This window comes from Candidatus Chlamydia sanziniae, assembly GCF_001653975.1.
Taxonomy (GTDB): domain Bacteria; phylum Chlamydiota; class Chlamydiia; order Chlamydiales; family Chlamydiaceae; genus Chlamydia; species Chlamydia sanziniae.
In genome coordinates, this window is record NZ_CP014639.1 from 876,166 (window position 1) to 900,351 (window position 24,186).

Below are 24,186 nucleotides of genomic sequence, written 5' to 3' on the forward strand. Positions count from 1 at the left end.
TTTCATGATTGTGGGAAGTAGTGTGTTTAGATGAGACCAAGGATTTTCCACCAGAGCATTCCAAGACCTACCCAAATGAGAATGTTTATGATGCTAAGGATGAATCCTGCCTGCCACCATTCTTTAACGCTAACAAGTCGTGATCCAAAATAAAGTGGGGCTGGTCCGGAGCCGTAATGTGTTAGTCCTCCAAAAAGATTACTGGCAAATGCAAGTGTAAGGGCAGCAAGGACTGGGTGAGTTCCTAGGGAGACAGAAACCGCTAGGAAGATTGGATAGATAGCTCCAATATGGGCGGTATTACTAGCGAAAAAGTAGTGGGAATAAAAATAGGTAAGAAAGAGGATTGGGAATCCTATTTTCCAGGAAAGCCCACTCACTAGAGCAGCTGCGGAATCTCCTACAAGGGGAATGAACCCCAGTTGGTTTAGGAAAGAGGCCATCATGATTAGAGCACCGAACCAGATGAATGTTTCCCATGCTGTGGTATTTGCAATGATGTCCTTATGCCAGTCCAGGATATTTGTTAGGATAAGTAAGGAGAGGCCAATGAGTGCTGCTGTTGTTGCTGAGATTCTTAACAGGTCGCCAAATGTCCAGAGGATGACTAGAAGGATAAAGATTACTAAAATTGTTTTCTCTCCTTTTTGCAATGGCCCCATTTCTTTTAACCGAAGTTTTGCTGACCGTATGGCTTCTTCACAGGATGTAATTTGTGGGGGATAGAATTTATAGAGTACGAGGGGCATACAAACAAGGCTAATAAGTCCTGGGAGAATTGCGGCTTTTGCCCAGGCTACCCAGGATAGGGAAACACCTACATTGGCGGCGAGAGCAGCAACAAGGGGGTTGCCTGCCATGGCGGTGAGAAACATAGCGCTGGTGATTACGGAACTTTGGTAAGCGACTTTAATGAGAAAGGAACCGATAAGATTTTCTGTTCCTTTTTCTGCAGAGCTTCCAAACGAGTCGGAGAGGCTTGTAACAACGGGATAGAGGATGCCTCCGGCTCTGGCAGTAACACTGGGGATTGCTGGAGCAAGGAGAAAATCCGTGATTACCAGACCATAGCTCAGTCCTAGCGGACTTTTCCCTAAGACGCTGACGAAAAAATAGGCAACACGTTCGCCCAGGCCTGTTTTTATGATTCCTCTTGCTATGGAGAAAGAGAGAAATACTAACCATGCTATGGGATTATGGAATCCAGACAATCCCTGATCTAGGGTAAGGGTTTGTGTCAGTAGGAGTGTGGAGATTCCTATGATGGCAATGGCTCCCATAGGAACGGGTTGGAGGATAATTCCCATAATCGTGGTTGTAAATATAGCAAAAAGCTGCCAGGCATTAGGATTTATAGATGCTGGATGAGGGGAAAACCAGATGCCTAAAAGTACTAAAGTGAGGAAGAGAAGGGATAAAAAACGTTTTTGTTTATTCACTTGGAACCTCTGTGTATGATTGTCTTTAAGATTTTCCTAAAGGAGCTAAGGCTCTATGGGAAAGTCTTCTAGCCATTTTTCCATTTCTTCTAGAGTATCATTGATGAGCTCTGTAGAGGAACAGAGTGTATTGATACAAGATTCTACGGTTTCTTCGCTTATAATATTTGTTACATCCTCCATGCTGATGAATGTTGTATCGATGAGTCCTGCATGGAAGGCTTTGGTGATGGGGTATACAAGTTCTTTTGGATATAGGGTGCATGTCCCTGCGATAAGATTATCCCAGGCGAAGGAGGGGATTTTTTCTAGTCTATAGTTGAGTAGTTCTCCAAAATATTGAATTGTAGTTTCTCGTGAATTTGTTCTTATTCCTACGAGGGTGACGAGTCCTGAAATTGCAGCTGCCTTTACATAAGGATTGATATTGGGAGTCTCTATAAGTTTTTTGATTAGGGTGTCGTCATTACATACACTAGCAAGGATTCTTGGAAGGTCTTCAGTCAGGACGTCACCAGCGATAGCGTGGGGAGTATCATCATCAAAAGAAAAAAGTTCTATAATGAGCGGCAGCGCACGGGTTTCTCGAAATTGTGCAAGAAGATACATGGCATACAGATGTCCCTGGTAACTGCCATCACTGACAATTTCTGGGATACGTTTTGTAGCATCTTCGAGGATATGAAGTAGGTAGGGTGTGATTTGCGTTTGTTTGACTATAGCTGCTTCTATAGCTTCTCTGGGGAGAATGCCTTCGTCATAGGCAAGATCTTCCAAAATATGGGAAATATCCATTTGTCAGAGATACTCCAATTCTGTCAGTATTTGTATTAATTGCGTCGTAGCATGCAGCATTTCTTCTGTCAATGATTTAGAAGGAGTAGAACTATAGGCACAACAGTGTATGTTTAAGGATTTTAAATAGCTTATGATTAATAGATTATAATTTTTACTTGGCCTTATCGGCATAATTTATTCTTGAACTTATTTAGACGAGACAAACTTCCATAAAGCTTTAGGATTTTTTATAGAAGCTTTACGGTAGTACCCTACCAGTATACATAACTTTTTACATACTATAAAGAACTTTAGCCCTATCCAGAAGATTTCTTTTGTTTTTTCTGGTTATACGAGGACATCTTTATATGCGGTTGAAGGTGAGGAGGTGGAAAGGTCGAAAGGTGAAGGTTGTAGGGAAAATCGCGGAATGGCATCGAGCAATTCTTGAGTTTTGTTATGTTTTGGAGTGGAGAAGATCTCTTCTTTAGGGCCGTGTTCAACAATTAAACCTTTGTCTAGCACTGCAATCGTCTCAGCAATGGAATAGGCTGCTGACATGTCATGGGTGATGAAGAGCAGAGTAATATTGCATTCTTGTTTTATGGTTTGAAAGAGCTTAAGGATAAGAGATTGATTCAGTGTGTCTAATGAAGAAAGTGGTTCATCGCATATAAGTAACTTAGGATTGGAGACAAGAGCTTTTGCAATTGCGACGCGTTGTTTTTGTCCACCACTGAGCTTATAGGGTTTAAGATTAAGTATGGTATGGGGAAGGTTTACAAGTTCAAGAACACGATAAATTTGTTGTTTCTCTTCCTTTTTGGAATAAGTTCCAATGACACGTAAAGGTTCAGCAATAAGATTTTGCGTGGACATGGTGGGGTTTAAACTTGAATGGATGTCTTGCCAAATCATCTGGACGAGACTTGCTCGAGGAGTCTTAGAATTGAGGTTAAAAGTAATTGTGCCTGTATCGGCTTTTAAGAGACCTAGAATTAGAAGGGCTAGTGAAGATTTTCCTGACCCACTAGGTCCTACAAGCGTTAGGCACTCTCCTCTTTTCAATTTTAAATTAATGTGATTTAAAATTTTTTGCTTGCGGATAGTTAAAGAGAGGTTTTCTATAGTAATTAGATGCGTCATGGATGAGGGTAAATGTGTTGGAATTTTTTGCTTAAAATGGGTAAGGAAATTTTGTTCAGGGGAATTTTAGAAACAGCGTGGAGGAGTTTTTTAGTATAAGGGTGTTGAGGTGTAGAAAAAACTTCTTCAACGGTTCCTGTTTCTATAAGTTTACCGTCTTTAATAATTGCAATATCGTTACAGAGTTCCGTGACTAAGGCGAGGTTATGAGTGACAAGGAGCATACTCGATTTATTTTGTTTATGGATTTGATGAAGGATTCTTAGTGTTTGAGCTTGGGAAATAGAGTCGAGAGCTGTTGTAGGTTCATCTGCAAGGATGAGTTCTGGAGAACTTGCTAAGGCAATGGCAATAACAATACGTTGACGCATACCCCCACTTAATTCAAATGGATATTGGTGTAAGCAGTGGTGAGGATCGGGAATATGGACATCTGTAAGGAGGTCAACAGCTTTATCATAGGCTTCTTGTTTAGTTATTTTTGTGTGTTGTCGAAGAGTTTCTATAATTTGTGCTCCTATGCGCATGGAGGGTGTGAGTGATCCCATGGCATTTTGTAATATAGTAGCGATTTTTGGTCCTCGGATTTTATGAAACTCTTTCGGGGTAAGCTTAGAGAGATCCGTTTGGTTGAAGAAGATATTTCCTTGTGTAATTTTACAGTTCTTAGGAAGAAAACCTAAAATAGCTTTGGTAATTGTAGTTTTTCCTGAACCGCTTTCTCCTACTAAGGCTAAACTGCGGAATTTTTTTAGTTGTAGAGACAGGTTATCGATAAGAAGCTTGTCAGGATTTTTAGAAATTATTGAAAGCTCAGTGATGTGAATAGAAGTTTTAGGCATAAGAATCCTCCTCAAGAAGGGTTTTAGCCCCTTCTCCAATAAGGTTGAAGCTCATGGACAGAGAGATCATAAAAAGAGAGGGGAAGAAGAATAACCATGGGTAGCAGTTTATAGCATTGATTCCCTCTCTGATTAGAGTTCCTAAGCTTGCTTGAGGAGGTTGAATTCCCAATCCCAAGAAGCTAATAAAAGCTTCTGTATAAATAGCATTTGGAATAGTGAAAATTAAAGTGGAAATGATGGGAGCAAGAGTATTAGGAATGAGATGTTTTGTCAAGATATGGAATGTGGAAGCGCCCATGACTTTTGCGGAAAGGACAAATTCTTTGTTTTGGAGGAGGAGAAATTCTCCGTAGATGATTTTTGATATTGGAATCCAACCGGTCATGATCATCGCGAGAATAAGAGAAACAACGCTGTGTTGAAAGATAACAAGGAGAAGAATAATGACAGGAATTCGTGGCACAGAATAGAGGATTTCTATAGTGCGCATCATGAAGAAGTCTATTTTTTTTCCTCCTGATATGGCAATTGTGGACCAAATGAGTCCTATACAGACGTCGATACAGGTGGCAATGATAGCGATGAGGAGAGAGAGACGGAGGCCTTGCAAAGTGCGTGCAAGCATACAGCGCCCCAGAGTATCTGTTCCAAAGGGAAAATGCGATCTAGGAGAGAGGAGGATAGCATTTAACGAAGTATGTTCGTAATTAGAATAGAAAAAGGGGAGTAAGAGTGCACTGAGGATGAGTATGCTTAAAAGGCTAATCCCCAGGAGAAACATTTTGTTTCTAAAGATATATTTATAGCGATGAGAGGATAAAGGTGTATCCATTACAATATTCTTTTCTACTTCATTATGAGGTTATTTTTTTTAATTTCTTTCCATGACTATAGCGAATTTGAGGGTCGATCACAGCTTGTAGAAGATCGGAAAGTAGGGAAGAGAACATGAATAAGGCACCGTAGAGTACGGCTAAGCCTAAGGTTACGGGGTAGTCTCTTTGCTTGATACTGCAGACAAACCATTTTCCTAATCCAGGAATACAGAAGATGTTTTCTACTCCGAAAGAGCCTGTCATGACCGTGGTGATGAGAAACGCTGAGTAGGAAATTGTTGGGAAGATAGCGTAAGGCAAGATATGCTTGAAAACGACTTTAAAAGGGGATAATCCTTTGGCGTAGGCTAGCAGGACATAATCTTTGTTTAAAGCTGAAGAAACAGAGGAAAAAGTCAGCTGAGTGATGAAAGCCATGGGAGTCACAGCTAGGGCTATGGAGGGGAGTATGGTATGACTAAAGGTTCCCCAACATGCGACTGGAAGTAGAGGAATTTTTACAGCGAATACATATTGTAAAAGAATGGCAATTATGAAAGAAGGAACGGAGATTTGTAGGATAGAGATTCCGATTATATAGCGTCCTTGTTTCTTTTTTTTTAAGGCGGCTATAGTGCCTACAGCAATACCTCCTCCCAGGGAAAGCAAAAGACTTTGAAATCCTAAGATAGCAGAAGCAGGCAAAGCTGTAGTGATAATGTTTGTCACTGGACGATCTTTATAAACTAGAGAATTCCCCAAATCTAATTTTATTAGTGAGTAAAGATAATGGATATATTGATAGTAAAGAGGTTTATCTAAGCCGTAGTGTGATTTTAGAACGAGTAGGGTCTCTTCAGAAAGTACATTAGAGCTTTCATCATTGAAGGGGTCGCCCGGAATTGTTTTCATAACAAAAAAGGTCAATGTTAGAATTATCCAGAGAGAAAGTAAGTTGAAAAGCAGCCGTTTTTTTATGTAAGAAAACATAGGGATGACCTAACATTGAGAATCTCTACTATGGAGTTCTCCTTTGAAAATTTATGCCATTATACTGTGACTTGTTCCCATCTTCAATATAAAAATTTTATTTAATAGTAGCATTAGGAGTTTTAGTAAGAATTGTTTTTCTTATTAAAGAAAATCAGGTTTTTTTATTCCCGATAAAAATTTATTTATTATTATGAATACAATAAGCTCTGTTTATTTTTGCCTATAGATGAGTTTCAATTTAATGTAATGTGAAAAAGACAGTTGTGAATTTCTTTTCACATGCGTGATCGTGAGTGGTTTCTTCATTAAAAGTTTTATAAATTGTTTGTTATTTATTAAAAGAAAATCCGCCTACTCTGTTTATTCTGTGATCGCGACTTTTTTTAAGTCTACGTAGCCCAAAGGAGAATCAAATATATTATGGATTTTCCTGTTTATGGCATAGGTATGATTACTATGATATAAAGGAATGATTGGTGTCTCTTGCTCAACTATAGTTTCTATGATTTGTAAGATTTCTGTATTGCCATTCGTTGTATAAAGGGTAGCTAAAGCATTTGCATACTCATCATTTTGCCATTTTGTTAGGTCGTAGGGATTTCCTAGAATTGCTAAAAAAGACACAGGACTTGGGTATTCTGCGACCCAGCCTCCGGTAGCAATAAAGAAGTTGCCATGTTTTCTATGTTTTAAGAAGTTGTGGTATTCTGTCCCTTGTATTGTGATATGGAGGCCTAAGACTTGTTTGATCTGCTGTTGGATTTCTTGAGCAATAGCAGTGAAGTTATTCGAATCTAAAGGATAAAGGAGGGAGAGTTCAGAGAGCTCTTTATCAGAAAGTTGTTCTTTAGCTTGTGCAAAATACGCTTGAGCTTTTTTCTGGCGTTCTTCTGTAGTTAGAGGATGAGGAGAAGGTAGGTAGGAGAGGAGAGGTGGCACAAGACTTTGAGCAACCTTTCCTTGATTAACAAGTTGTACAATGACTTCTTTATTTAGGGCATGGGCTATAGCTTTTCGGAAGGCTTTGTTTTGTATTAGGGGTTTTTGAAAATTGTAGATAAGAAGTGTAGTACTTAGGACGGGATAGCTATGCAGTACTTCTTCAGGTAGGGCGCGTTGTGTTTCTTTGTCTAAGACGGAACTCCACGGAGATCCTATCCAATCTACTGTATGGTTATTTAGGAGTTTAAGAGCTGTGCGTAGGTTGGGGATGATTTTGAGAATAATTGTATTTAGGTGAACCACTTGGCGATCATAATAATGCGGATTAGCTTTGAGTTCAAGATAGTTTTGGGGTTGGTATTTCTTGAGAATGAAAGGACCATTAGAAACTTGAGGTACATTGGCTAGAGGTGTGTTATAATAATTTCGAAGAGATGTGTGTACAGGATAGAATACGGGATGTGCGATAATCTCCAAAAAATGGGAGAGAGGGGTTTCTAAGGTAATTTCTAATGTAAGGGCATCTTTTGCGTATATGCCGAGATCTTCTAGGGGGAGCTTGTGTTCACTTACATTAAAGGAGTTTTTGATCACGCGGAGTAATGTGTGTACTGAGGGAGAAAATCCTTCCGAGTGGAGTTGTTTTAGAGATTCTTCAAAATCATAAGCTGTAAGAGGATCTCCATTGCTCCATAAAGAGGGCTTGAGTTTAAAGGTATAGACTTTCTGATCTTCAGAGAGAGTATAACTTTCTGCTAAAGCGAGTTGTATGCCTTGAGTGCTTTCGCGGACAAGCCCTTCATAAAGGGCTTTTGCTATAGAGATGTCTTTGCAGAGGTAGGTGCCTCGAGGATCTAGCTCTATGGGATCCGAGCTCATAGCTATAGTGAGGGTTGTAGTTTCTGGTTTTTGATGAGAGCAGCTAGAGAGAATAAGAATAAGGACAGTAAGGTGTCGCTGGATTTTTTGGAATTTGCTTTTTGCCATATAGAGCACTTACATTCACTAGGGGTTAAATCTAAAGAATACGCAGATTATTAAACGTTGATGCTATGATGCTCTCTCTCTTATAGAAGCTACTCATTTTTTTTGAAAATAGAAATGTGTATATGTATAAGTTATGCTTGTTTGAATTTCTTTTCGCGATTTTTTATTCTTGTTTACTATTTTTTTATATATAAACATTTGCTATAGAATTGTAATGAATATACTTATGAATTTTCCTAGTTACAATAAAAAAAATCCACAAGATGTGCATGTTAAATGATTCTGAGATTTATTTCTGTACAATATGAGCGTATTTTAGATCTACAGCACCGGAAGCGTTATAAATGACATCTTTTACTTCGTATAATGTAAGGTAGTCATAGTGCATATAATATAAAGGAATAATTTCAAGATTTTGGATAAGTTTATCTTCTTGGGAGAGGAGTTTTGCACTTGGGTAGTAGGCAACTCCTGTTTGCGTGGCTATGTTATAATCTTGGATGCTCCTTTTATTAAGAAAAAGGTGGTACTCTAGACCTTCAAGAAAAAGGTCAATGCCGACAGCTTTCCACTGTTCTTTAAGCAGTTCTGCAACATGTTTGCATCTTAAAATGTCCGAAGGATAGGTAAGAGTGAGTTTTTCGGGAGGTGTTAACGTCTTTTGTTTTTTATATTCTGGAGGCTGTGGAGCTCCGCGCGAGAGTGTGTTCGCAGGCTGCTGTTTACCATGTAATGCATTATTAATTAAACTATGCTTGTCGATAGCAGCTGCCAATCTGTGGCGACTTTGGAGATTGGCAAGATGCGGGTCTTTTGTATTTAATACGAGCCAGAAAGCCCCCTCTACAGGATAGTCATAGTAGTGATGAGATGTATTTGTATAGAGTTCCTCAGGAATTCCTTGGTGCCATGGTTGTCCTACCCAATCGATTTTTTTTCGGTTGAGGAGGTGTACTGCTGTATAAATATCCGGAATAATTAATAAATGTAACGAGTTGATGGCTACACTGCTATAATCATAGTAGTGGGGGTTTTTCTGTAGGGCAAGACGATTTCCTGGAGAATAGTTGACTAGAATAAAGGGTCCACTGAAAAGTTGTGGATTGTGGGGATTGAAGATAGCAAAGGCAGGGAAAGCAAGAAGTTTTGGTAAATCTGGATAAGGGATATCCGAGGTTATTGTTATCGTAGATAATGAGGGTGTATGGAAAGTGAGTCCTTGGAAAAGCTCGGAGTGGGGAGAGTTTTTTCGAGCGTATTCCCAGGCATTACGAATGTCTTGAGAAGTTAGGGGTGTACCATCACTCCATAAGGCATTTTCTTTGATAAAGAAAGTATAGGTTGTGTAATCTCTAGAAGCAATATAGTCTCTAGCAATTGCGAATTCTAAGTTATTGGGTTTATCGGTATTTTCTCTTGTAAGACCATCAAAAAGTAACTTTAGAATTGATAATTCTAGGGTTCTTTTCGCTTGCTCAGGAGAGAGTGTTGTCGGGTCATCGTAAATAGCGATAGTGAAAGATTGGGTGGCTTTTGATTTAGAAGCAAGACAACTAGAAAGAAGGGAGGAGAGGAACAGTAGAAAAAACCACCGTTGTAATGTCATTATAAAACACTTAAAACTGCTAAAATTGAAGGTAAGACCTTTATGTACATTGGATTTAGAGTAGTTGCTCTTTAGATTTTTGTAATACAACAAAAATCGGAAGAGAAGTTAGTTGATAGGTTATAGTTTTTAAGATTTTTATTCAAAATAATTAGGTGTAGAAGAATTGCTGTTAAAGGTGTGAGTTTACAGCAGAATTAAGGAGAAAATATTAAAGTTCTCCGGCATATCGAAAGTCTACGCTTCCTGTAGGAGAGACGCCTACATTAACAAGTTTTTTATTTAGGGCGAAATGGAAGACATCGTGATATAGAGGCTCGATAATATGGAAAGTTTCAAGGTAAAGAGAAGCTTGAGACACAAGGAGTTCACGAGTTTTTGGATTCATCTCCTGTTCTATAGTTTTCATAAGGTGAAGAAAACTCTCATGATTAATGGCATAAGGAGGAATTCCTGAAGGATGGGTAAAGATAGAAAGAAATGCCATGGGGTCAGTAAAGTCTGCAAACCATCCTCCTATGGCTAAGGAGAAGTTTCCTGCTGCGAGATCAGCTTGGAGAAGAGAGAATTCTTTACTGGCAATAGGTAGGGTGAAGCCGAAAATCTCTCTCCATTGCTCACGGATGAGCTGAACAAGTAAGGAATTTGCTGAGGATCCTGCGGAAAATACGAGACTATGATGTTCTAAATCTTTTGGGGAGAGGTGAAGTTCTTGCAAAGCTTCTTCAAAAAGCTGTTTCGCTTGGGTTCGGCGTTGTTTTGTATTTTGTTGATCGCTTTCTGGATAGGGGTGAATATTTGTAGGAAGAAGATGATGAGCTGGTTTTCCACGATCTAAAAATATCGTAGAAACAAGAGCTTCTTTATTTAAGGCGAGAGAAAGGGCTTCGCGGAGTTTTACATAGTTTAGAGGAAATTTGTTCACATTAAAAGTCAGCCATGAGGTACCGGCAACGTCAAAAGAGTGTAAGTGGCCCTGGGATTGAAGGGTGGAGAGTGCTTCTATGGGAATACGGTCGCCCCAGGGTGGTCCTTGCCAATTGAGTTTTCTTTGGTTGAATAATAGTGCTGCAGTGTTTGAATCGGAAATAAAATGGATCGTAATAGATTGAGTTTTCACTTGGTTATGGTTGTAGTAGCGGGGATTTTTAGCAAGCTTTAACCATTGCTTGTGTTTGATTGTTTTGGGATAGAAAGCACTGCTAGCAATAGGGAGGGCTTGGGAGTTAGAATGTCGTTGTGTTTTGTGGACAGGGAAAAAGACAGGCAGAGCGAGTAATTTTAGGAAGTGTGAAGTTGGGGCCTCTAAAGTAATCACTAAGGTTGTAGCATTAGGGGTATAGCAACCTATTTCATTGATAGGGAGGGTCCCTTCTTGAATTTTTTGGACATTTTTGATGAGGTTGAATGCAAAAGCATAAACTCCAGAGACTTCTTGGTTGATAACTTGTTTCCATGAGGCAATGAAATCCTCTGAGGTGATAGGGTCGCCGTTGCTCCAGAAAATATCTTTGAGCTTAAAAGTATAGGTAGTTTTATTTTCAGATAGGGAATAGCTTTCAGCAAGTGCAGGTTCTAGCATACCTGTTAAAGGATTTTCTTGTACAAGTCCTTCATAGATATGTTTGATTAAGCTCATTTCTGAAAGAGTTCGAACTTGTCGTGGATCTAAGGAGCGTGGTTCATCGCGCATACTGATGGTTAATTGGGCTTGAAGGGGGCGTAGAGAACGTTTACATCCTTGGAGAGTTAGGGGTGAGGTGAGGAGGAAACAGAGGCAGATTCCCAATGATGTCTTGCGCATGGACGGATTCCTGGAGTGTGGATTTTTTGTTGAAAACATTCTTTTCCGAGACCTGCGATCATAGCCGCGTTGTCGGAACATAGTGTTGCTGGGGGAAAAAATAGGGGTAAGTTACAAGCTGCTTTTATCGCAGACTGGAAGTAAGCATTTGCTGCTACTCCCCCCCCAATCAACATAGACCGACACGAAAATTCTTTTATAATAGGAGAAAGTTTTTGTACAATAGTTGCGCAAGCAGCCCTTTGAAAAGAGGCTGCGATGTTCTTTTGCTTCTGTTCCTCTAGTTTAGGAAGGGGGGTGCGATGATTGCTATTTTTTCCCCTAATTGTATAGAGTACTGCAGTTTTTAGCCCACTGAAGGAAAAATCATGGCCTGGGACTTTTGCCGAGGGGAATGGATAGGCGTGTTCTTCACCTTGGGAGGCAAGTTTTTCGATGCAAGAGCCGCCGGGATAAGGGAGTCCTAAAAAACGAGCGACTTTATCAAATGTTTCGCCTATAGCGTCATCACGTGTCTTGCCAATTAGCTTATAAGTATAAGGATTTTCCATTAGAAATGTGGCTGTATGGGCTCCTGAAGCGACAAGACCTAAGGCGGGAAATAGAACTTCTTCTACGGTCATATAAGCTGCATAGAGATGAGCTTCGACGTGATTTACACCGATGAGGGGCTTTTGAGAGCCTAGGGCAAGGCCTTTGGCAAAGTGAATGCCGACGGCAAGAGAACCAATGAGCCCTGGTGTTTGAGTCACAGCAATGAGATCAATATCTTGTAAGGAAAGGTTAGCTTGTCCTAAAGCTAAATCTACGACTTGAGGAAAAGCATTGAGGTGAGCTCGGGAAGCAAGTTCAGGGACTACGCCACCGTAGGGGGCATGAATAGCTTGTGATGCAACAATGTTTGATAATATCTGTTTATTATCATTAACTATAGCGCAAGCAGTCTCATCACAAGAGCTTTCTAAGCCTAGGGTGAGCATAATTAAACCAGAGAAATAAAAAAGTCACTTCTTATAGTAGAAGGGGCTCTTGAATATGAGCAAGTAAAACTTAAATAGGATCTGGATGAAAGAAATTGATAGGATATTAAAAGAAATTTTAAGTCGAGAAGGCGCTGCTACACAAGAGGAATTATGTGCCAAGCTTTCGGCTTTAGGGATTGCTATGACCCAGTCTTCCGTATCTCGATGGTTACGTAAGATTCAAGCGGTTAAAGTTCCTGGAGAATACGGGGGCGCACGCTATACTCTTCCTGTGTCTTCCGAAGATCCAAAAATGTGTCATTTGGTACTCTCCATTCGTTATAATGCTTCTTTGATAGTAATACATACAGCTCCCGGCTCTGCTTCTTGGATTGCGGGGTTGTTAGATCAGGGATTAAAAGAACAAATTTTAGGAACTCTAGCTGGAGACGACACAATTTTTGTGACTCCTGTAGCGGAAGAAGAACTACCTCTTCTTGCGAAGGCTATTGAAAATCTCTTGAAAGTTTTCTTGGATTGATCGCATAATTATGCTTTTATTATAAATAAATATGCAATAGGATACATTTGGAGCACCGGATAGCTACAGCAATATTATTACTACGAGGGTGTGGATATACTTTGTTTATCAGTAGTATTGCGATTCTTTGTGGTTCGATGTGGGGTCTCTTGATTGGAACGGTAAGCTCTCGTTATTTTTGCTGTCGTATTGTTCGGTTTCTGGCAAATAGTTATGTAACAGTCATTCGAGGCACGCCTTTATTTATCCAGATTTTGATTCTATATTTTGGTCTGCCTGCTGTGATTCACTTGGAGCCGACGCCGTTGGCCTCAGGAATCATTGCGTTGAGTATCAATTCTGCAGCTTATCTCGCTGAAAATATTCGTGGAGGAATTAATGCTCTTTCCTTAGGACAATGGGAATCTGCCAAGGTTTTGGGATATAAAAAGTATCAAATTTTTTTTTATATTATCTATCCTCAAGTTTTTAAAAACATATTGCCCTCACTAACAAATGAATTTGTTTCTTTGATTAAGGAGAGCAGTATTCTCATGGTTGTAGGTGTTTCAGAACTTACCAAAGTAAGTAAAGATATTGTTTCTAGGGAGCTGAACCCTATGGAAATGTATACAATTTGTGCTGGACTGTATTTAGTAATGACAACGACATTTTCCTTTGTTGCAAGATTGTTAGAAAGAAGGCAGGGGTATGACAATTAGGGTGGAAAACCTGGGATATTCTGTGAATGCTAAAAAAATTTTGCATGATGTTTCTTTTTCTTTAGAAAAAGGGCGCATCACCTTATTTATAGGTAAGAGTGGCTCGGGAAAAACAACAATTTTACGAGCTCTTGTGGGTCTTATACAGCCTAGCCAAGGTTGTATCTTGATTGAGGGAGAGAGTCCTGTTTTAGTTTTTCAGCAGCCCGAGCTATTTTCTCATATGACAGTCATTGGCAACTGTATCCATCCTCAAGTGCATGTTAAACATAGGAAACTTGAGGAAGCCAGAGAACATGCTTACAATTTTTTGCGATTTTTAGACATAGAAGATGTTGCCGAGAGTTATCCTTGTCAACTTTCTGGAGGTCAACGTCATCGGGTTGCTATAGTTCGTTCTTTGTGTATGGATAAGCGTACTTTGCTTTTTGATGAGCCTACAGCAGCTTTGGATCCTTTTGCAACAGGATCTTTTAAACGTCTTTTGGAGATGTTACGTGATCAAGATTTGACTATAGGAGTTTCTACTCATGATATGCACCTTGTTCAGACTTTTTTAGATCGTGTCTATCTTATAGATCATGGGAGTGTTGTTGGAAATTATGACAAGCATAACGGAGATTTATGTCCTGAGCACCCCTTATTTAAATATTTAAATTCGACATTTTGATTATGGCTGCTATAAAGCAGCCGTAATTTTAAAATTCCGACCAAGAACAACAATGTGCTGCTTGGATAATATAAAGATCTGTTGAATTTTCTTGGGATTCTGCGACATTTTTTAATTGTAGTGAAAAGCCTGTGCAGTTTGGAGTTATAATCAATGTTTGGGTATAACCAGCAGGACTTTCTGAAAACTCTACAATATCATAGTTTTGTTCGCCAAGGGTAATGTATCCTGTCTTTAGTAGTTGTATTCTGTTGGGTTGAGTTATATTCAAATTGGCGTGGTTAGGATTCCAGTTGTTATTGTGATAGGTTAGAGACATAAGAATTTTAAGGTCTTGGATATTTATTGTTGATGGAACTAATGCTTTGAAAGTTAGAAACCATGTATAAATTCCAGGATAGATTCCAGAAAGTGTTGTAGGAGTCAAATGAAAGCTTTCAATATTTGGTTGAGTTTCGTTGTGTCTTAATGCATTGAATGGAAAGTATCCCCCATTGGTTGAGGTCGATGTTTTCCAAGAAAACCCTATAATTCCAGAAGTCAATAAATCTAAGGTGAGTGGACTTTCAAACTTAGGATTGATTCCAGAGGAATAGAGCAGGTTATTTTGCTTTGTTGCTATTTGTGTCATTGGCGTTACAGGAGATTCCTGAGTATTTTTTTCTTGTACGTACTTTTCTAAATACTCTAAGGGTACAGCATCTCTTGCATTTTTGGGCATACCAAGCCCTGAGATTCGGAAGCCGTCCATATCGATATGGCCGCGAAATTTTCCTCCTGCTACTGGCATCATTTGAAATTGCAATGACGATACAGCACTTTCATGCTGGGATGTTTTTTCATAAACTTCATTCAGCTTGTCTTTTAACGGTTGGAGCTGTGTGTTTGTATAGCCCACAGATACAGCATCAGATTCTTTAAGATCGGAGGAGATAGGGAGTCCTGTAATTTTATTATTGTTCATATTCAGAGTGCCTTTCAAGTTCCCTCCATTTATAGATAGAAACTTTTCTGAGATCTCCGTAAGTATTGTTGGTGAGAGTTGTTGTTTTAGAGATGCTTGGGTATTTTCTTGTACAAGATGGTTTAGATCATTCAATTTATTTGTTAGGTTATTTTCGATAAGTTGGAGGGAGCTAATCCCGTCTTGGAGATTTGTGATTGTTTCTAAGGAACAGCATTTGTTTAAAGTACTGAGGTCTTCTGAGTGTTCTTGTAATCTCTGTTTGATTGCTTGTAAGGTAGTCTCGAGCTCTACTATCGAAGATGTTTCCGTTGGAGTATTTATGACTGTTTCCATCATTTTTATGGTTTTTTGAATTGCTGTGGAAAGAGCTTCTTTTTTAAGAATAGAAGGCTGGTTTAGGAAGTGATGTTTTTTCATGAGTTATAATCCTATTTAAATAATATTGTTTTCACAATAATTAAAATGATTTAATTAACAAATTATTTTTTAGAATTTAATTCTTTTCTTTTAAAGAAGACGTATGAGATTTTTCCCAAGGAAGGGGATGGACAGTTTGGGGAGGCGTTGCATCCCCTAGAGAAGAGAAGAGTTTATCAGCGAGGCTATTGAAAGGGTTCCCCAAATTATAACTTTTTAGAAGAGCAATGCGTGCATAAGCTGAGGACCAATCTACTTCTGGGGAAGAGATCGGTCCGCGAATTCTGATAAGGAAAAAGTTTTTTGTTTTTAAAGAAGTATTATGGAAATATTTTTTAATGACTTCTGGATCAATACCTAAAGTCATGTAAATTTTATTATGCATAATGTCTGTCTTTCCCCATAAAGCAAGACGTATACGGTTATCAATAAGAGCGTCGAAGCGTTTACAAAAAATTGTTCCCTTTTGTACAGAAAAGAAGATGGGAGTAAACCAGGATTCTACAAACTGTTTTTCTTGTTCAATATCTAAAAACTGAAAAAGGGCGTTCATAGTCCCTGTGTTTGCTATAGAAATTTTTCCGATATCTAGGGTTGCAGCATCGATACGAAATTCTTCAAAAGAGTAAGGCTTTATAGGAAGATAAAAATTTTGTTTTTCAACCTCTAGGGTTATAGGGTATTGAGAATAAGCACTTCCTGAAATCAAAGGGTTAAATTCTTGAAGGAACGCTCTGTTCACGGCTTCATTAATATTGAGGTGCGCTTTGAGATTATCATCGAGTAGAATAGCTTTGTCTGTAAGAATAAGAGGAATCTGGGCTTGAAGGTTTTCAGCATCCACAAGAATGTGTATTGGCCCTATACCGTTAAATAGATCGTTTTTGATACGTACATTGATTTTAGGGCCTGCAAGGGAAGAGATTTGAGCTTTAACTGCTGGCGATATAGGAACAATCCCTGTGATAAATGCTGAGGGGATCTGTTTCCAGTCTGTAGTTTGTTTGAATTCTCGTAATTCGGGGTTAAAAAAGCGGTTGACCTTACCCTGTAAAAGAAATGTTGCTGGAGATTTAGGGTCTTGACCGTGAGCTAAGCAACAGCCTTCTAGATTGTACTCTAGCTCAGCACTGAGATTATTTGCATAGAGAGAACCTGTTAGGTTATTAATGATGAAGGTTTCTTTAGAAATATGATCATAGAAGATCAAAGGGTTTGTTGTTAACGATCCTTCAAGTCCTCCTTTAGCAAGTAAAGCAAGACAGGTGAGTCCGGAATCTTGGTTAGCACAAGAGAGTTTGGAGATGTTTAAATGTAACACAGCTGTTCTATGCAGTGTACAAGTGGGAAAGCAGGAGGCCTCTTTAAAGAAGCTTACATAACGCTCGGGAGAGATTTCCCATTGTAAGACTCCTTCAGTTGCTGATGACAGTTTCATTGAAGAGTCCATCACTAGCTTCAAATCACTGAGAAGAGCATCTGATTTTAATGTGCACAAACAGACGAGTTGCTCCTCATCTTTAGGGTTATAATTTGCTGAGAAGGTGAAGTTCCCCGTAGGGCCAAAGTAATTGGAGAGGGCTATATTTTTCTCATAGATTGTTGGTAAAGCATCTAAGGGAAATGAAAGGATTTCTCCAGAGCATTGTATTCTAAGATTTTTGAATTTTGTAGATTCTGAGGCATCATCAGAAAAAAAGAGAATATTAGGAATGAGGATTCGCGTGCTACTTAGAGAGGGATATGTAGGATTTTCAATGAGGGCCTGGAGATTGCCTTTTGTAAGAAATTTTCCTCCATCAGTGTGAAAAGAGAAAGTCAATTTTTGTACTTGAAAAGGAGTAAGGTGACTAGATAGAAGACTCAAGGGGAAGGAAACAAAGTTTCCATGAATTAGAATGGAGGTTGTTTCTGGTTTTATAGGTTCATTAGGGTTCCCAAATTTTGCATGGAAAAGTAGTTCATTTTCTCCAGCGATAATTTTCCCTGAAAATTTTGGAAAGAAAAGATGATTTTGTGTGATCTGTGCTTTTCCTGAAAATTGCGTCTCCGCATAAGAAAAGTGGGGTGAAAGTTTCTCTTCCCATTTTTTCGTAAGATGGTAAGTCCCATGTCCTTCAAATGCAAAGGTTTGATAGGGGCCAGATAGTGAACAGGCAAGTTGTAATGAGGGATTATTTAATGTAGCGTCTGCTTTGAAGTTGTTATTTTTATATTTTCCCTCCACGTGTAAGGAATAGTTGGGAGCTTCTAGAGGGAGGTTAATAGTAAAGGGTTGTGGGAAAAAAGCTCTGAGGTAAGTATGGGGAAGCTGGGCTTGTTGGAATCGGAATTCTGTGAAGTTTTTCTTGTTATCAATGCGTACAGAGCCATTAAGATAAGAGGAGGTTGTACCTCCGAGAATAGAAGATGAAGAGTAGCGGATGTCTGTAAAGCGTTTTGTTTTCTTCATGCCTATTTGTAAGTTAGTAAGTTGTACCGATAGATTAGAGTCTTGCGGATCGAGAAAAACCTCAGGGAAGAAAGCCTGTGAGGTAATTTCAATATGACGCCATTTCATGATATCTAAGGGAATTTTAGCATTGGAAATATTGACGTGGATCTGCTGGCTAGTCATTGCTATAGGGAATGGAACTAATAGGGTACAGAGTGCAGAAGCCATTTTAGACTGGATTTCTATGAATGAGGGACTCCCTTCAACAATATAAAAAGTAGATTTATGAATATGACCTTGTAGTTTTGCTTGGACCTGGTTTCCTTGTCCAATCGCCGTCATAATAATTTTTCCATCTGGAGTGTGTTGTACAGCTGCTGATAAATTGAGACTATCTTCATAAGAAAAGAGCTGATCCCAAAAAGGAGAGATCGTGAAGATTTTAAAGAAGGAAATAGGGACTGAAGAGAACTCTAGCGAGATTTTGACTTCTGGAGAAAAAATACTTTCTATAAAAATACTGCCAACACGGTTCTCTTCTGTTACGGCACACTTCATAATAAACTTTTCTAGGGTTTTTTCTAGATAAAACCCCGATACAGCTAAGTGAGAGCCTTGAATGGTTCTCATATTGATGGATCCATGTTCAGAGAGAATCTTGTCACATCCTTCGAGATAGGGAAGAAAAGATCCTGGGTCTAAGTGACGAATAGAAGAGGTGCCTATAGATTGAGATTCATCAATATGTAGTGACCATCCATATAAGGTCAATCCTTTAGGTTTCTTATAGAGTAACAAACGGATTAAGGAGCCGTCAATTTGTACTTTTTCTGCGGAAAAAATTTCAGAGTTTTTACTATCTAAAATTTTGATTTTTTGTGCTTTTTGGGGGCCTAGCCAGGAAAGCTCTAAGTCTTCTATTTTGTAAGTGAGTCCTGATTCCTTATGTATAAGAGTAAACAAGAGATATTTTCCTGAGCTTCGCGAAAATAGTGCGGGCAGGAAGATAAGGACAGTTGTACCTAAGCCTAGTCCTAAACAGATGGCTAAGATTTTGTACCAAGGTTTTCGTTTCATCTCAGTAATTTGGTAATTTCCATAAGAGTTGGGTTATATCTGTTTTTAGAAAACTGCTCAAACATATCTTCAAGTCGTTTTTCTATAAAAGTGATCGCTGCATTGGTATAAAGTTTTACACAAGTATTTGGGTGTAGTAACCGGGTTATAATATCGTTCACTGTGAGTTCTGCAAGGTTAAAGGCGGGTTTATAACCTTTCTTGTGACAAACAATGAGTCCCTCCTTTTCTAGGATATCTAGGCATTCTAAGATTTCCCCAATGGGAATTTTAGAATGCCTAGATATCACTTGTGCTGTTGGGGAGGGTAGTTCTACATTAAAGTAGTTTGTTATGACAGCAAGAATGTAGGTTGAGATAATGAGTTTTGAATAACAGTTGGGTAACAATTTATTCCCGGGGAAGATAAAGGTATACCCATGGTTTTGAAGGATGAAGGTGAATGCCCCACCAAATAGATAAATGATTGCATAGAGATAGAGCAGAAGAAGAAATGAAGGGAGAGCAACAAGAGCTCCATAAGTGAAGCTATAGTTAAATAGGTGTACCTGGAGGCTGAAAAAGATCTTTTGAAAGAAGATCCATACTGTGCCAATAATTAAGGTAGAGATAAGTGCTGAACTTTTTTCTACATTAACACGGGGTAAGAAGGCATAACAGCAGAATAAAGCAAGATAAAGAAGAATGTAGGGAACTAGTCTTGAGATGAAATACAGGGTTGTCATGGAGTGGCTCAAGGTAAAGAGCTTGGCATATTGCAATGGCATGATTTGTGTAATATAGATCCAAGAACCACAGACGATAATAAAAATCATAGGACTAATTAAAGTAATGATGAAGTATGTCACTAATCTTTGAAAGGATATGGGAGTCCAGCTAGTCCGGAAGATTTTATTTAGCCCGTCTTCTAAGGATAAAAGTATGAGAATGCCTGCCCAGCAAAATATAAAGAAACTACCAACAAGCACTAAACCTATGCTGCTTGTGGAGACATGGTAGGCAGCTTCTACAATGGCAAGGATAGGTTCTTTGTAATCAGGAAACTTAATCATGAGCCACTCTTCCCAATTTAAATTTGCGAAGAGGTATTGCGATAACCGAAGAAAAAAGACTAAAATAGGGACACAGGTAAGCAAGCCATAGTAGCTCAATACACACGCTTCTTTAGAAGTCTCATTGTGTAAGAGGACTTTAAGAGCTAGAATAAAAGATTTTATAATCCTATTGTTTCGAAGATATTTCTTTTGCACAGGTTTTTTCTTGGAAAAGAGGAAAAGTTTCCGAAACATAAAGAAAAGTATTATGGTTTTTTATTTATTTTAATTAAAAACTCCTTTTTTTTATAAAAAATTAATAAACTAATCTTCTTTGATTTTATTTCATTTTAATACATGAAATCATCAAAAATAATGGAAATTCTTTCCGACACAAATTTTCAGCTTTTGCTCGCTTTCCCGTTGAAGTTTTTGGAGATATCCATTCCTGAAGGCCTTGGATAACAAAGCCACTTGAGGATAAGGCCTGAACCCAATATGTAAGAGGGAAATGAAAAGAATGGGAATAAGAAGAATTCTCTTTTCCTGGATGTGTTTTAATAGGAATTGTTATTGAAGAAAGATAGCGATTTATTTGTCGAGCCACAAGTTTCTTACTTTCATCATAGTGCCATGATGAAATACGAGGAATTCGGAAACAAGGGTGATTTAACACAATAAAAAACTGTCCTGAAGGTTGTAATAGAGCTGCTGTATTTTGTATTGCATGATCAGGGAAACGCATATTTTGCAATGAAAGGATAGCAACTGCATGAGAAAAAGGTGGAGAGTTCATCTTCTCCATGTGCAAAGGCAAGCTAAAATCTTGAACAATAAAGTTATGAGCACGTGATTTACGGATTTTATTTGCTATTGTAATAAGGCTAGATGAAATATCGCATCCTAGGTAACGGCATGTCTTCGGAATCGCTCTTTCTAAGACTCCTTGACCACAACCGATATCAAGTAAGGAAGCTTCCGATGTTAGAGAAAGTAGAGGAAGCAACTGAGGAAGAATAACTTTTCTATGATAATAATGACCCTGAGTTTGAACAAGTTTATGATAATCAAAAGCCAAAAGATCCCATGAAGTAGACATAGTAGCAGGAACATACTTCTTGGTTTTGCACAAGGATTTTGAAAACATAAAACTCGTGGATCCTCATTATAGTAAGAAAAAGGACTAATGATGTACTTCCTCATATTTTTTCTTTACTTATCATCTTCATCTTTTTCTTCGTCTATTCTATCCAAAGGACTATACACAGGAGGAGGAGAAGGAGAAGGAGGAGGAGGAGGAGGAGGAGGAGGTAGGAATCGGGAGAAGGAAGTATCTCGTTGTCTACTGCTGGGGTGAGTATCTGGTGATGGAGAACCAGTAGTACCTTTAGTTAGGTCCATTGGCTCCTCTTGCGACATTGGTTCTGATGATAGCTCTTCTTCTTCGCTATCACCTCCCCCCCCTCCTGGCATGCTTACATCACCTGTACTAAGGGATCTTTTCAAGGTTTGCTTAAACACGGCGTTTCGAAGTTTGGTTTCAACTAGTTGAGCTGTTTCTAATAAGGACCCAAGATGAAGAACGGTCTTACGAAGTTTACCTTCTTGTTCTGTTAAAAATTTAATATGTCTTTGCCTCATTATTGCTTCTTCTTCGAAGTTTAGTAGCACTTGATCCATTTTAGTTGCTTGATGTTTCTGTTGTTGAAGCAACCCCTCGAATGTGTGAACTGTTTGACGTAAGTGGAAAATTTGCTCTGATAGTACTACTATAATTTCTTCAGTAAATAAAACATTTATTTGTCGAAGAAATTCCCGTATGGCAGATGATGCTTTGCCCTCCATTTCCAAAAGATTCAGACCCAATTCATTGAGGCGTGCTACTAATTGCTGCGCAGAGGTGGAATGTTTGCTTAAAATGGTAGACACATTACCGAGTTGGGTAAGTAGCACTTGCAACTCGTCGGAATGATGTTGCAGTTCTGCATTTGCTTTGGAAAGGTCTTCTATCTCGTTCTGCAATTGCGTGCAATTGTTGTGTAATGCTTTTGATGTTTCTTTAAGTGCTTGATTTTGTATAATTAAGTTGCCTATCTCGACTTGGAGAGCTTTGGTTGCTTGCGTAGTCGTGGAATCACTATGGCAAAGCAGCGCCGCTAAAATTAGTCCCACAACTACGATTGCCAATAAGAATCCTAACCCTGTTGTAAAACCTAAAGGAGCAGACATAGCAAGTATAACGGGAATAATAGCTAAGAGCATAAGAATAATCAGAACAATGAATCTAGCAACATTCGCAACCCTTTCTTTAAGAGGAGCCTTAGTAGGTGTTAAATTAGTAGGTGTTAAACATGGAGCTGGTGGAGGCGAAAGCGAGGAAGGTGCTTCTGGATTTATCGGTGAGCTGGTCATAAAATTCCCTTAAATGCTTGACATGGTGAAAAAGTATCTTTCTAAAAAGCTATAAAATCAAGAATTTTCTGATGAACATTCTTGAATTATTTTTGTAAATTAACAAATTGAAATCTAGAGCATGTCTTACCAGGTATTATGGGATTGAATTGCATGTTTGTTTTGCCTTGAGTGGAGGTTCTTTAGTTACTCATAATGGATTGCATAGAGAAAGAGGACTCTCATCTGAGACTTTTAAAGTTTTACTTGTGGTTATCCTGTACCTAAGGATATGTTAAGTGCGATGCCATGTAATGGTAGAAGTTGGGCTCTTTAGTTAAGGTTCGCATGGTTTCTATATGCAAATGTGGTTAAATAGAATTGAAATAGGCAAAAGTGAAGAAACTACACCGTGTATTGATAGCTCCTTCCATTATGGGTGCTGATCTTACGTGTTTAGGTGCAGAGACAAAAAGGATAGAGCAAGCTGGAGCGGATTTTATCCACATTGACATTATGGATGGGCATTTTGTTCCTAACTTGACGTTTGGTCCTAGCATAGTAGCTGCAATTAATAGATCAACGGATTTATTTTTAGAAATTCACGCCATGATGTATGCGCCTTTTGAATTTATAGAGGCTTTTGTTTGCTCAGGAGCAGATAGGATTATTGTTCATTTTGAGGCTTCTGAGGATATTCAAGAGCTATTGTCTTATATAAAAAAATGCGGAGTGCAAGTAGGTTTGGCTTTTTCTCCAGATACTTCTATAGAATTCATCCCCCCATTTTTACCTTTATGTGACGTTGTATTGCTGATGTCTGTTTACCCAGGGTTTTGTGGTCAAGGTTTCTTAAAGGATACTCTCGACAAAATCATTTTTACTCGTCATGCTATACAGAAGTTAAATTTAGGAGGCTCATGTTTGATAGAAGTGGATGGGGGGATTGATCTGGATTCTGCACAAATATGTCGTGAGGCTGGGGCTGATATTTTAGTGACAGCCTCTTATCTATTTGAAGTGGATGCTATCTCAATGACCGATAAAGTTTTGTTGCTCCGAGGAGAAAATCATGGTACTCAGTAGTCAGTTATCGATAGGAATGTTTATTTCTACAAAAGATGGTTTGTATAAAGTGATTTCTGTTTCTAAGGTATCAGGACCTAAGGGAGAATCTTTTATCAAAGCTTTATTACAAGCTACTGATTCTGATGTTGTTATAGAAAGAAATTTTAAGGCTAGTCAAGAAGTTAAAGAGGCTCAATTCGAAACACATACTTTAGAGTATTTGTATGTTGAAGATGACAACTATCTTTTTTTAGACTTGGGGAATTATGAAAAGATATACATTTCTAAAGAGATCATGAAGAACAGCTTCTTATTTTTAAAAGCAGGCGTGACTGTTTCTGCAATGATCTATGATCATATGGTTTTTTCTGTGGAGTTACCTCATTTTTTGGAGTTGATGGTAGCGAAAACAGATTTTCCTGGAGATTCTCTTTCTTTATCTGGGGGAGCAAAAAAGGCGCTTCTGGAAACTGGTATAGAAATTGTCGTCCCGCCATTTGTAGAGATTGGTGATGTTATAAAAATAGATACGCGGACTTGTGAATATATTCAGCGGGTCTAACTTTAAGT

Annotated in this window: 20 protein-coding genes; 5 read left to right on the plus strand and 15 right to left on the minus strand. The window is 38.6% G+C overall.

Features of this window, described 5'->3' with window-relative positions; genetic code table 11:
• Nucleotides 1–26: 26 nt before the first annotated feature.
• The 10 genes from Cs308_RS03760 to tsaD all read right to left on the minus strand — a co-directional run bounded on the left by Cs308_RS03760 (nt 27) and on the right by tsaD (nt 12,334).
• The gene (locus Cs308_RS03760; RefSeq protein WP_066482742.1) at nt 27–1,439 is read right to left on the minus strand and encodes an anion permease; all 1,413 of its coding nucleotides are present in this window, start codon (nt 1,437–1,439) and stop codon (nt 27–29) included.
• Between the two features lie 45 nt (nt 1,440–1,484).
• Nucleotides 1,485–2,234 carry a DUF1186 domain-containing protein gene (locus Cs308_RS03765; RefSeq protein ID WP_066482744.1) on the minus strand — a complete coding sequence of 250 codons (750 nt, stop codon included), beginning with the start codon at nt 2,232–2,234 and terminating at the stop codon, nt 1,485–1,487.
• A gap of 330 nt (nt 2,235–2,564) precedes the next feature.
• A complete protein-coding gene (locus tag Cs308_RS03770) occupies nt 2,565–3,362 on the minus strand; it encodes an ABC transporter ATP-binding protein (RefSeq protein ID WP_066482747.1) in 798 nt (265 codons plus the stop codon).
• The gene (locus Cs308_RS03775) at nt 3,359–4,204 is read right to left on the minus strand and encodes an ABC transporter ATP-binding protein (protein ID WP_066482751.1); all 846 of its coding nucleotides are present in this window, start codon (nt 4,202–4,204) and stop codon (nt 3,359–3,361) included. The genes Cs308_RS03770 and Cs308_RS03775 overlap by 4 nt, the downstream gene beginning before the upstream one ends.
• Complete coding sequence (locus tag Cs308_RS03780) at nt 4,197–5,039, minus strand: ABC transporter permease (RefSeq protein ID WP_066482759.1); 843 nt, start codon at nt 5,037–5,039, stop codon at nt 4,197–4,199. Before Cs308_RS03780 ends, Cs308_RS03775 begins: the two co-directional genes overlap by 8 nt.
• Before the next feature lie 22 nt (nt 5,040–5,061).
• On the minus strand, nt 5,062–6,012 hold the full coding sequence (locus Cs308_RS03785) for an ABC transporter permease (RefSeq protein ID WP_066482761.1): 951 nt from the start codon (nt 6,010–6,012) through the stop codon (nt 5,062–5,064).
• A 363-nt stretch (nt 6,013–6,375) separates the two neighbouring features.
• Complete coding sequence (locus Cs308_RS03790) at nt 6,376–7,944, minus strand: peptide ABC transporter substrate-binding protein (RefSeq protein ID WP_066482763.1); 1,569 nt, start codon at nt 7,942–7,944, stop codon at nt 6,376–6,378.
• Nucleotides 7,945–8,233: 289 nt separating this feature from the next.
• Nucleotides 8,234–9,550: an ABC transporter substrate-binding protein gene (locus Cs308_RS03795; RefSeq protein WP_066482765.1), complete on the minus strand. Its 1,317-nt coding sequence runs from the start codon at nt 9,548–9,550 to the stop codon at nt 8,234–8,236.
• 211 nt (nt 9,551–9,761) lie between these two features.
• Nucleotides 9,762–11,354, minus strand: coding sequence for a peptide ABC transporter substrate-binding protein (locus Cs308_RS03800; protein ID WP_066482770.1), 1,593 nt, complete (start codon nt 11,352–11,354; stop codon nt 9,762–9,764).
• On the minus strand, nt 11,300–12,334 hold the full coding sequence (gene tsaD, locus Cs308_RS03805; RefSeq protein ID WP_066482771.1) for a tRNA (adenosine(37)-N6)-threonylcarbamoyltransferase complex transferase subunit TsaD: 1,035 nt from the start codon (nt 12,332–12,334) through the stop codon (nt 11,300–11,302). The genes Cs308_RS03800 and tsaD overlap by 55 nt, the downstream gene beginning before the upstream one ends.
• 85 nt (nt 12,335–12,419) lie before the next feature.
• Between tsaD and argR the strand changes: the two genes are divergently transcribed.
• The 3 genes from argR to Cs308_RS03820 are packed head-to-tail and all read left to right on the plus strand — an operon-like array spanning nt 12,420 to nt 14,228.
• Nucleotides 12,420–12,857 (plus strand): arginine repressor, encoded by a 438-nt coding sequence (argR, locus tag Cs308_RS03810; RefSeq protein WP_066482772.1) that lies wholly within the window; start codon nt 12,420–12,422, stop codon nt 12,855–12,857.
• Between the two features lie 47 nt (nt 12,858–12,904).
• A complete protein-coding gene (locus Cs308_RS03815; RefSeq protein ID WP_066482773.1) occupies nt 12,905–13,558 on the plus strand; it encodes an amino acid ABC transporter permease in 654 nt (217 codons plus the stop codon).
• Nucleotides 13,548–14,228 (plus strand): ATP-binding cassette domain-containing protein, encoded by a 681-nt coding sequence (locus Cs308_RS03820; protein ID WP_066482775.1) that lies wholly within the window; start codon nt 13,548–13,550, stop codon nt 14,226–14,228. Before Cs308_RS03815 ends, Cs308_RS03820 begins: the two co-directional genes overlap by 11 nt.
• 28 nt (nt 14,229–14,256) lie before the next feature.
• Here the strand turns inward: Cs308_RS03820 and Cs308_RS03825 are convergent, their stop codons facing one another.
• The 5 genes from Cs308_RS03825 to Cs308_RS03845 form a co-directional block, all read right to left on the minus strand.
• Entirely contained in the window at nt 14,257–15,612 is a 1,356-nt protein-coding gene (locus Cs308_RS03825) for a hypothetical protein (protein ID WP_066482779.1), read from the minus strand.
• Between the two features lie 76 nt (nt 15,613–15,688).
• Complete coding sequence (locus tag Cs308_RS03830) at nt 15,689–19,123, minus strand: hypothetical protein (RefSeq protein WP_066482780.1); 3,435 nt, start codon at nt 19,121–19,123, stop codon at nt 15,689–15,691.
• On the minus strand, nt 19,120–20,412 hold the full coding sequence (locus tag Cs308_RS03835; RefSeq protein WP_066482783.1) for a YihY/virulence factor BrkB family protein: 1,293 nt from the start codon (nt 20,410–20,412) through the stop codon (nt 19,120–19,122). The genes Cs308_RS03830 and Cs308_RS03835 overlap by 4 nt, the downstream gene beginning before the upstream one ends.
• An 85-nt stretch (nt 20,413–20,497) precedes the next feature.
• A complete protein-coding gene (locus Cs308_RS03840; RefSeq protein ID WP_066482786.1) occupies nt 20,498–21,304 on the minus strand; it encodes a class I SAM-dependent methyltransferase in 807 nt (268 codons plus the stop codon).
• Nucleotides 21,305–21,369: 65 nt separating this feature from the next.
• Nucleotides 21,370–22,569, minus strand: a complete 1,200-nt coding sequence (locus Cs308_RS03845) for a hypothetical protein (protein WP_066482789.1) — start codon at nt 22,567–22,569, stop codon at nt 21,370–21,372.
• 375 nt (nt 22,570–22,944) lie between these two features.
• Here Cs308_RS03845 and rpe point away from each other — a divergent pair, with 375 nt between their 5' ends.
• Both rpe and Cs308_RS03855 read left to right on the plus strand, forming a co-directional pair.
• A complete protein-coding gene (rpe, locus tag Cs308_RS03850) occupies nt 22,945–23,634 on the plus strand; it encodes a ribulose-phosphate 3-epimerase (protein ID WP_082905015.1) in 690 nt (229 codons plus the stop codon).
• On the plus strand, nt 23,621–24,178 hold the full coding sequence (locus Cs308_RS03855) for an elongation factor P (protein ID WP_066482790.1): 558 nt from the start codon (nt 23,621–23,623) through the stop codon (nt 24,176–24,178). Before rpe ends, Cs308_RS03855 begins: the two co-directional genes overlap by 14 nt.
• Nucleotides 24,179–24,186 lie beyond the last annotated feature (8 nt).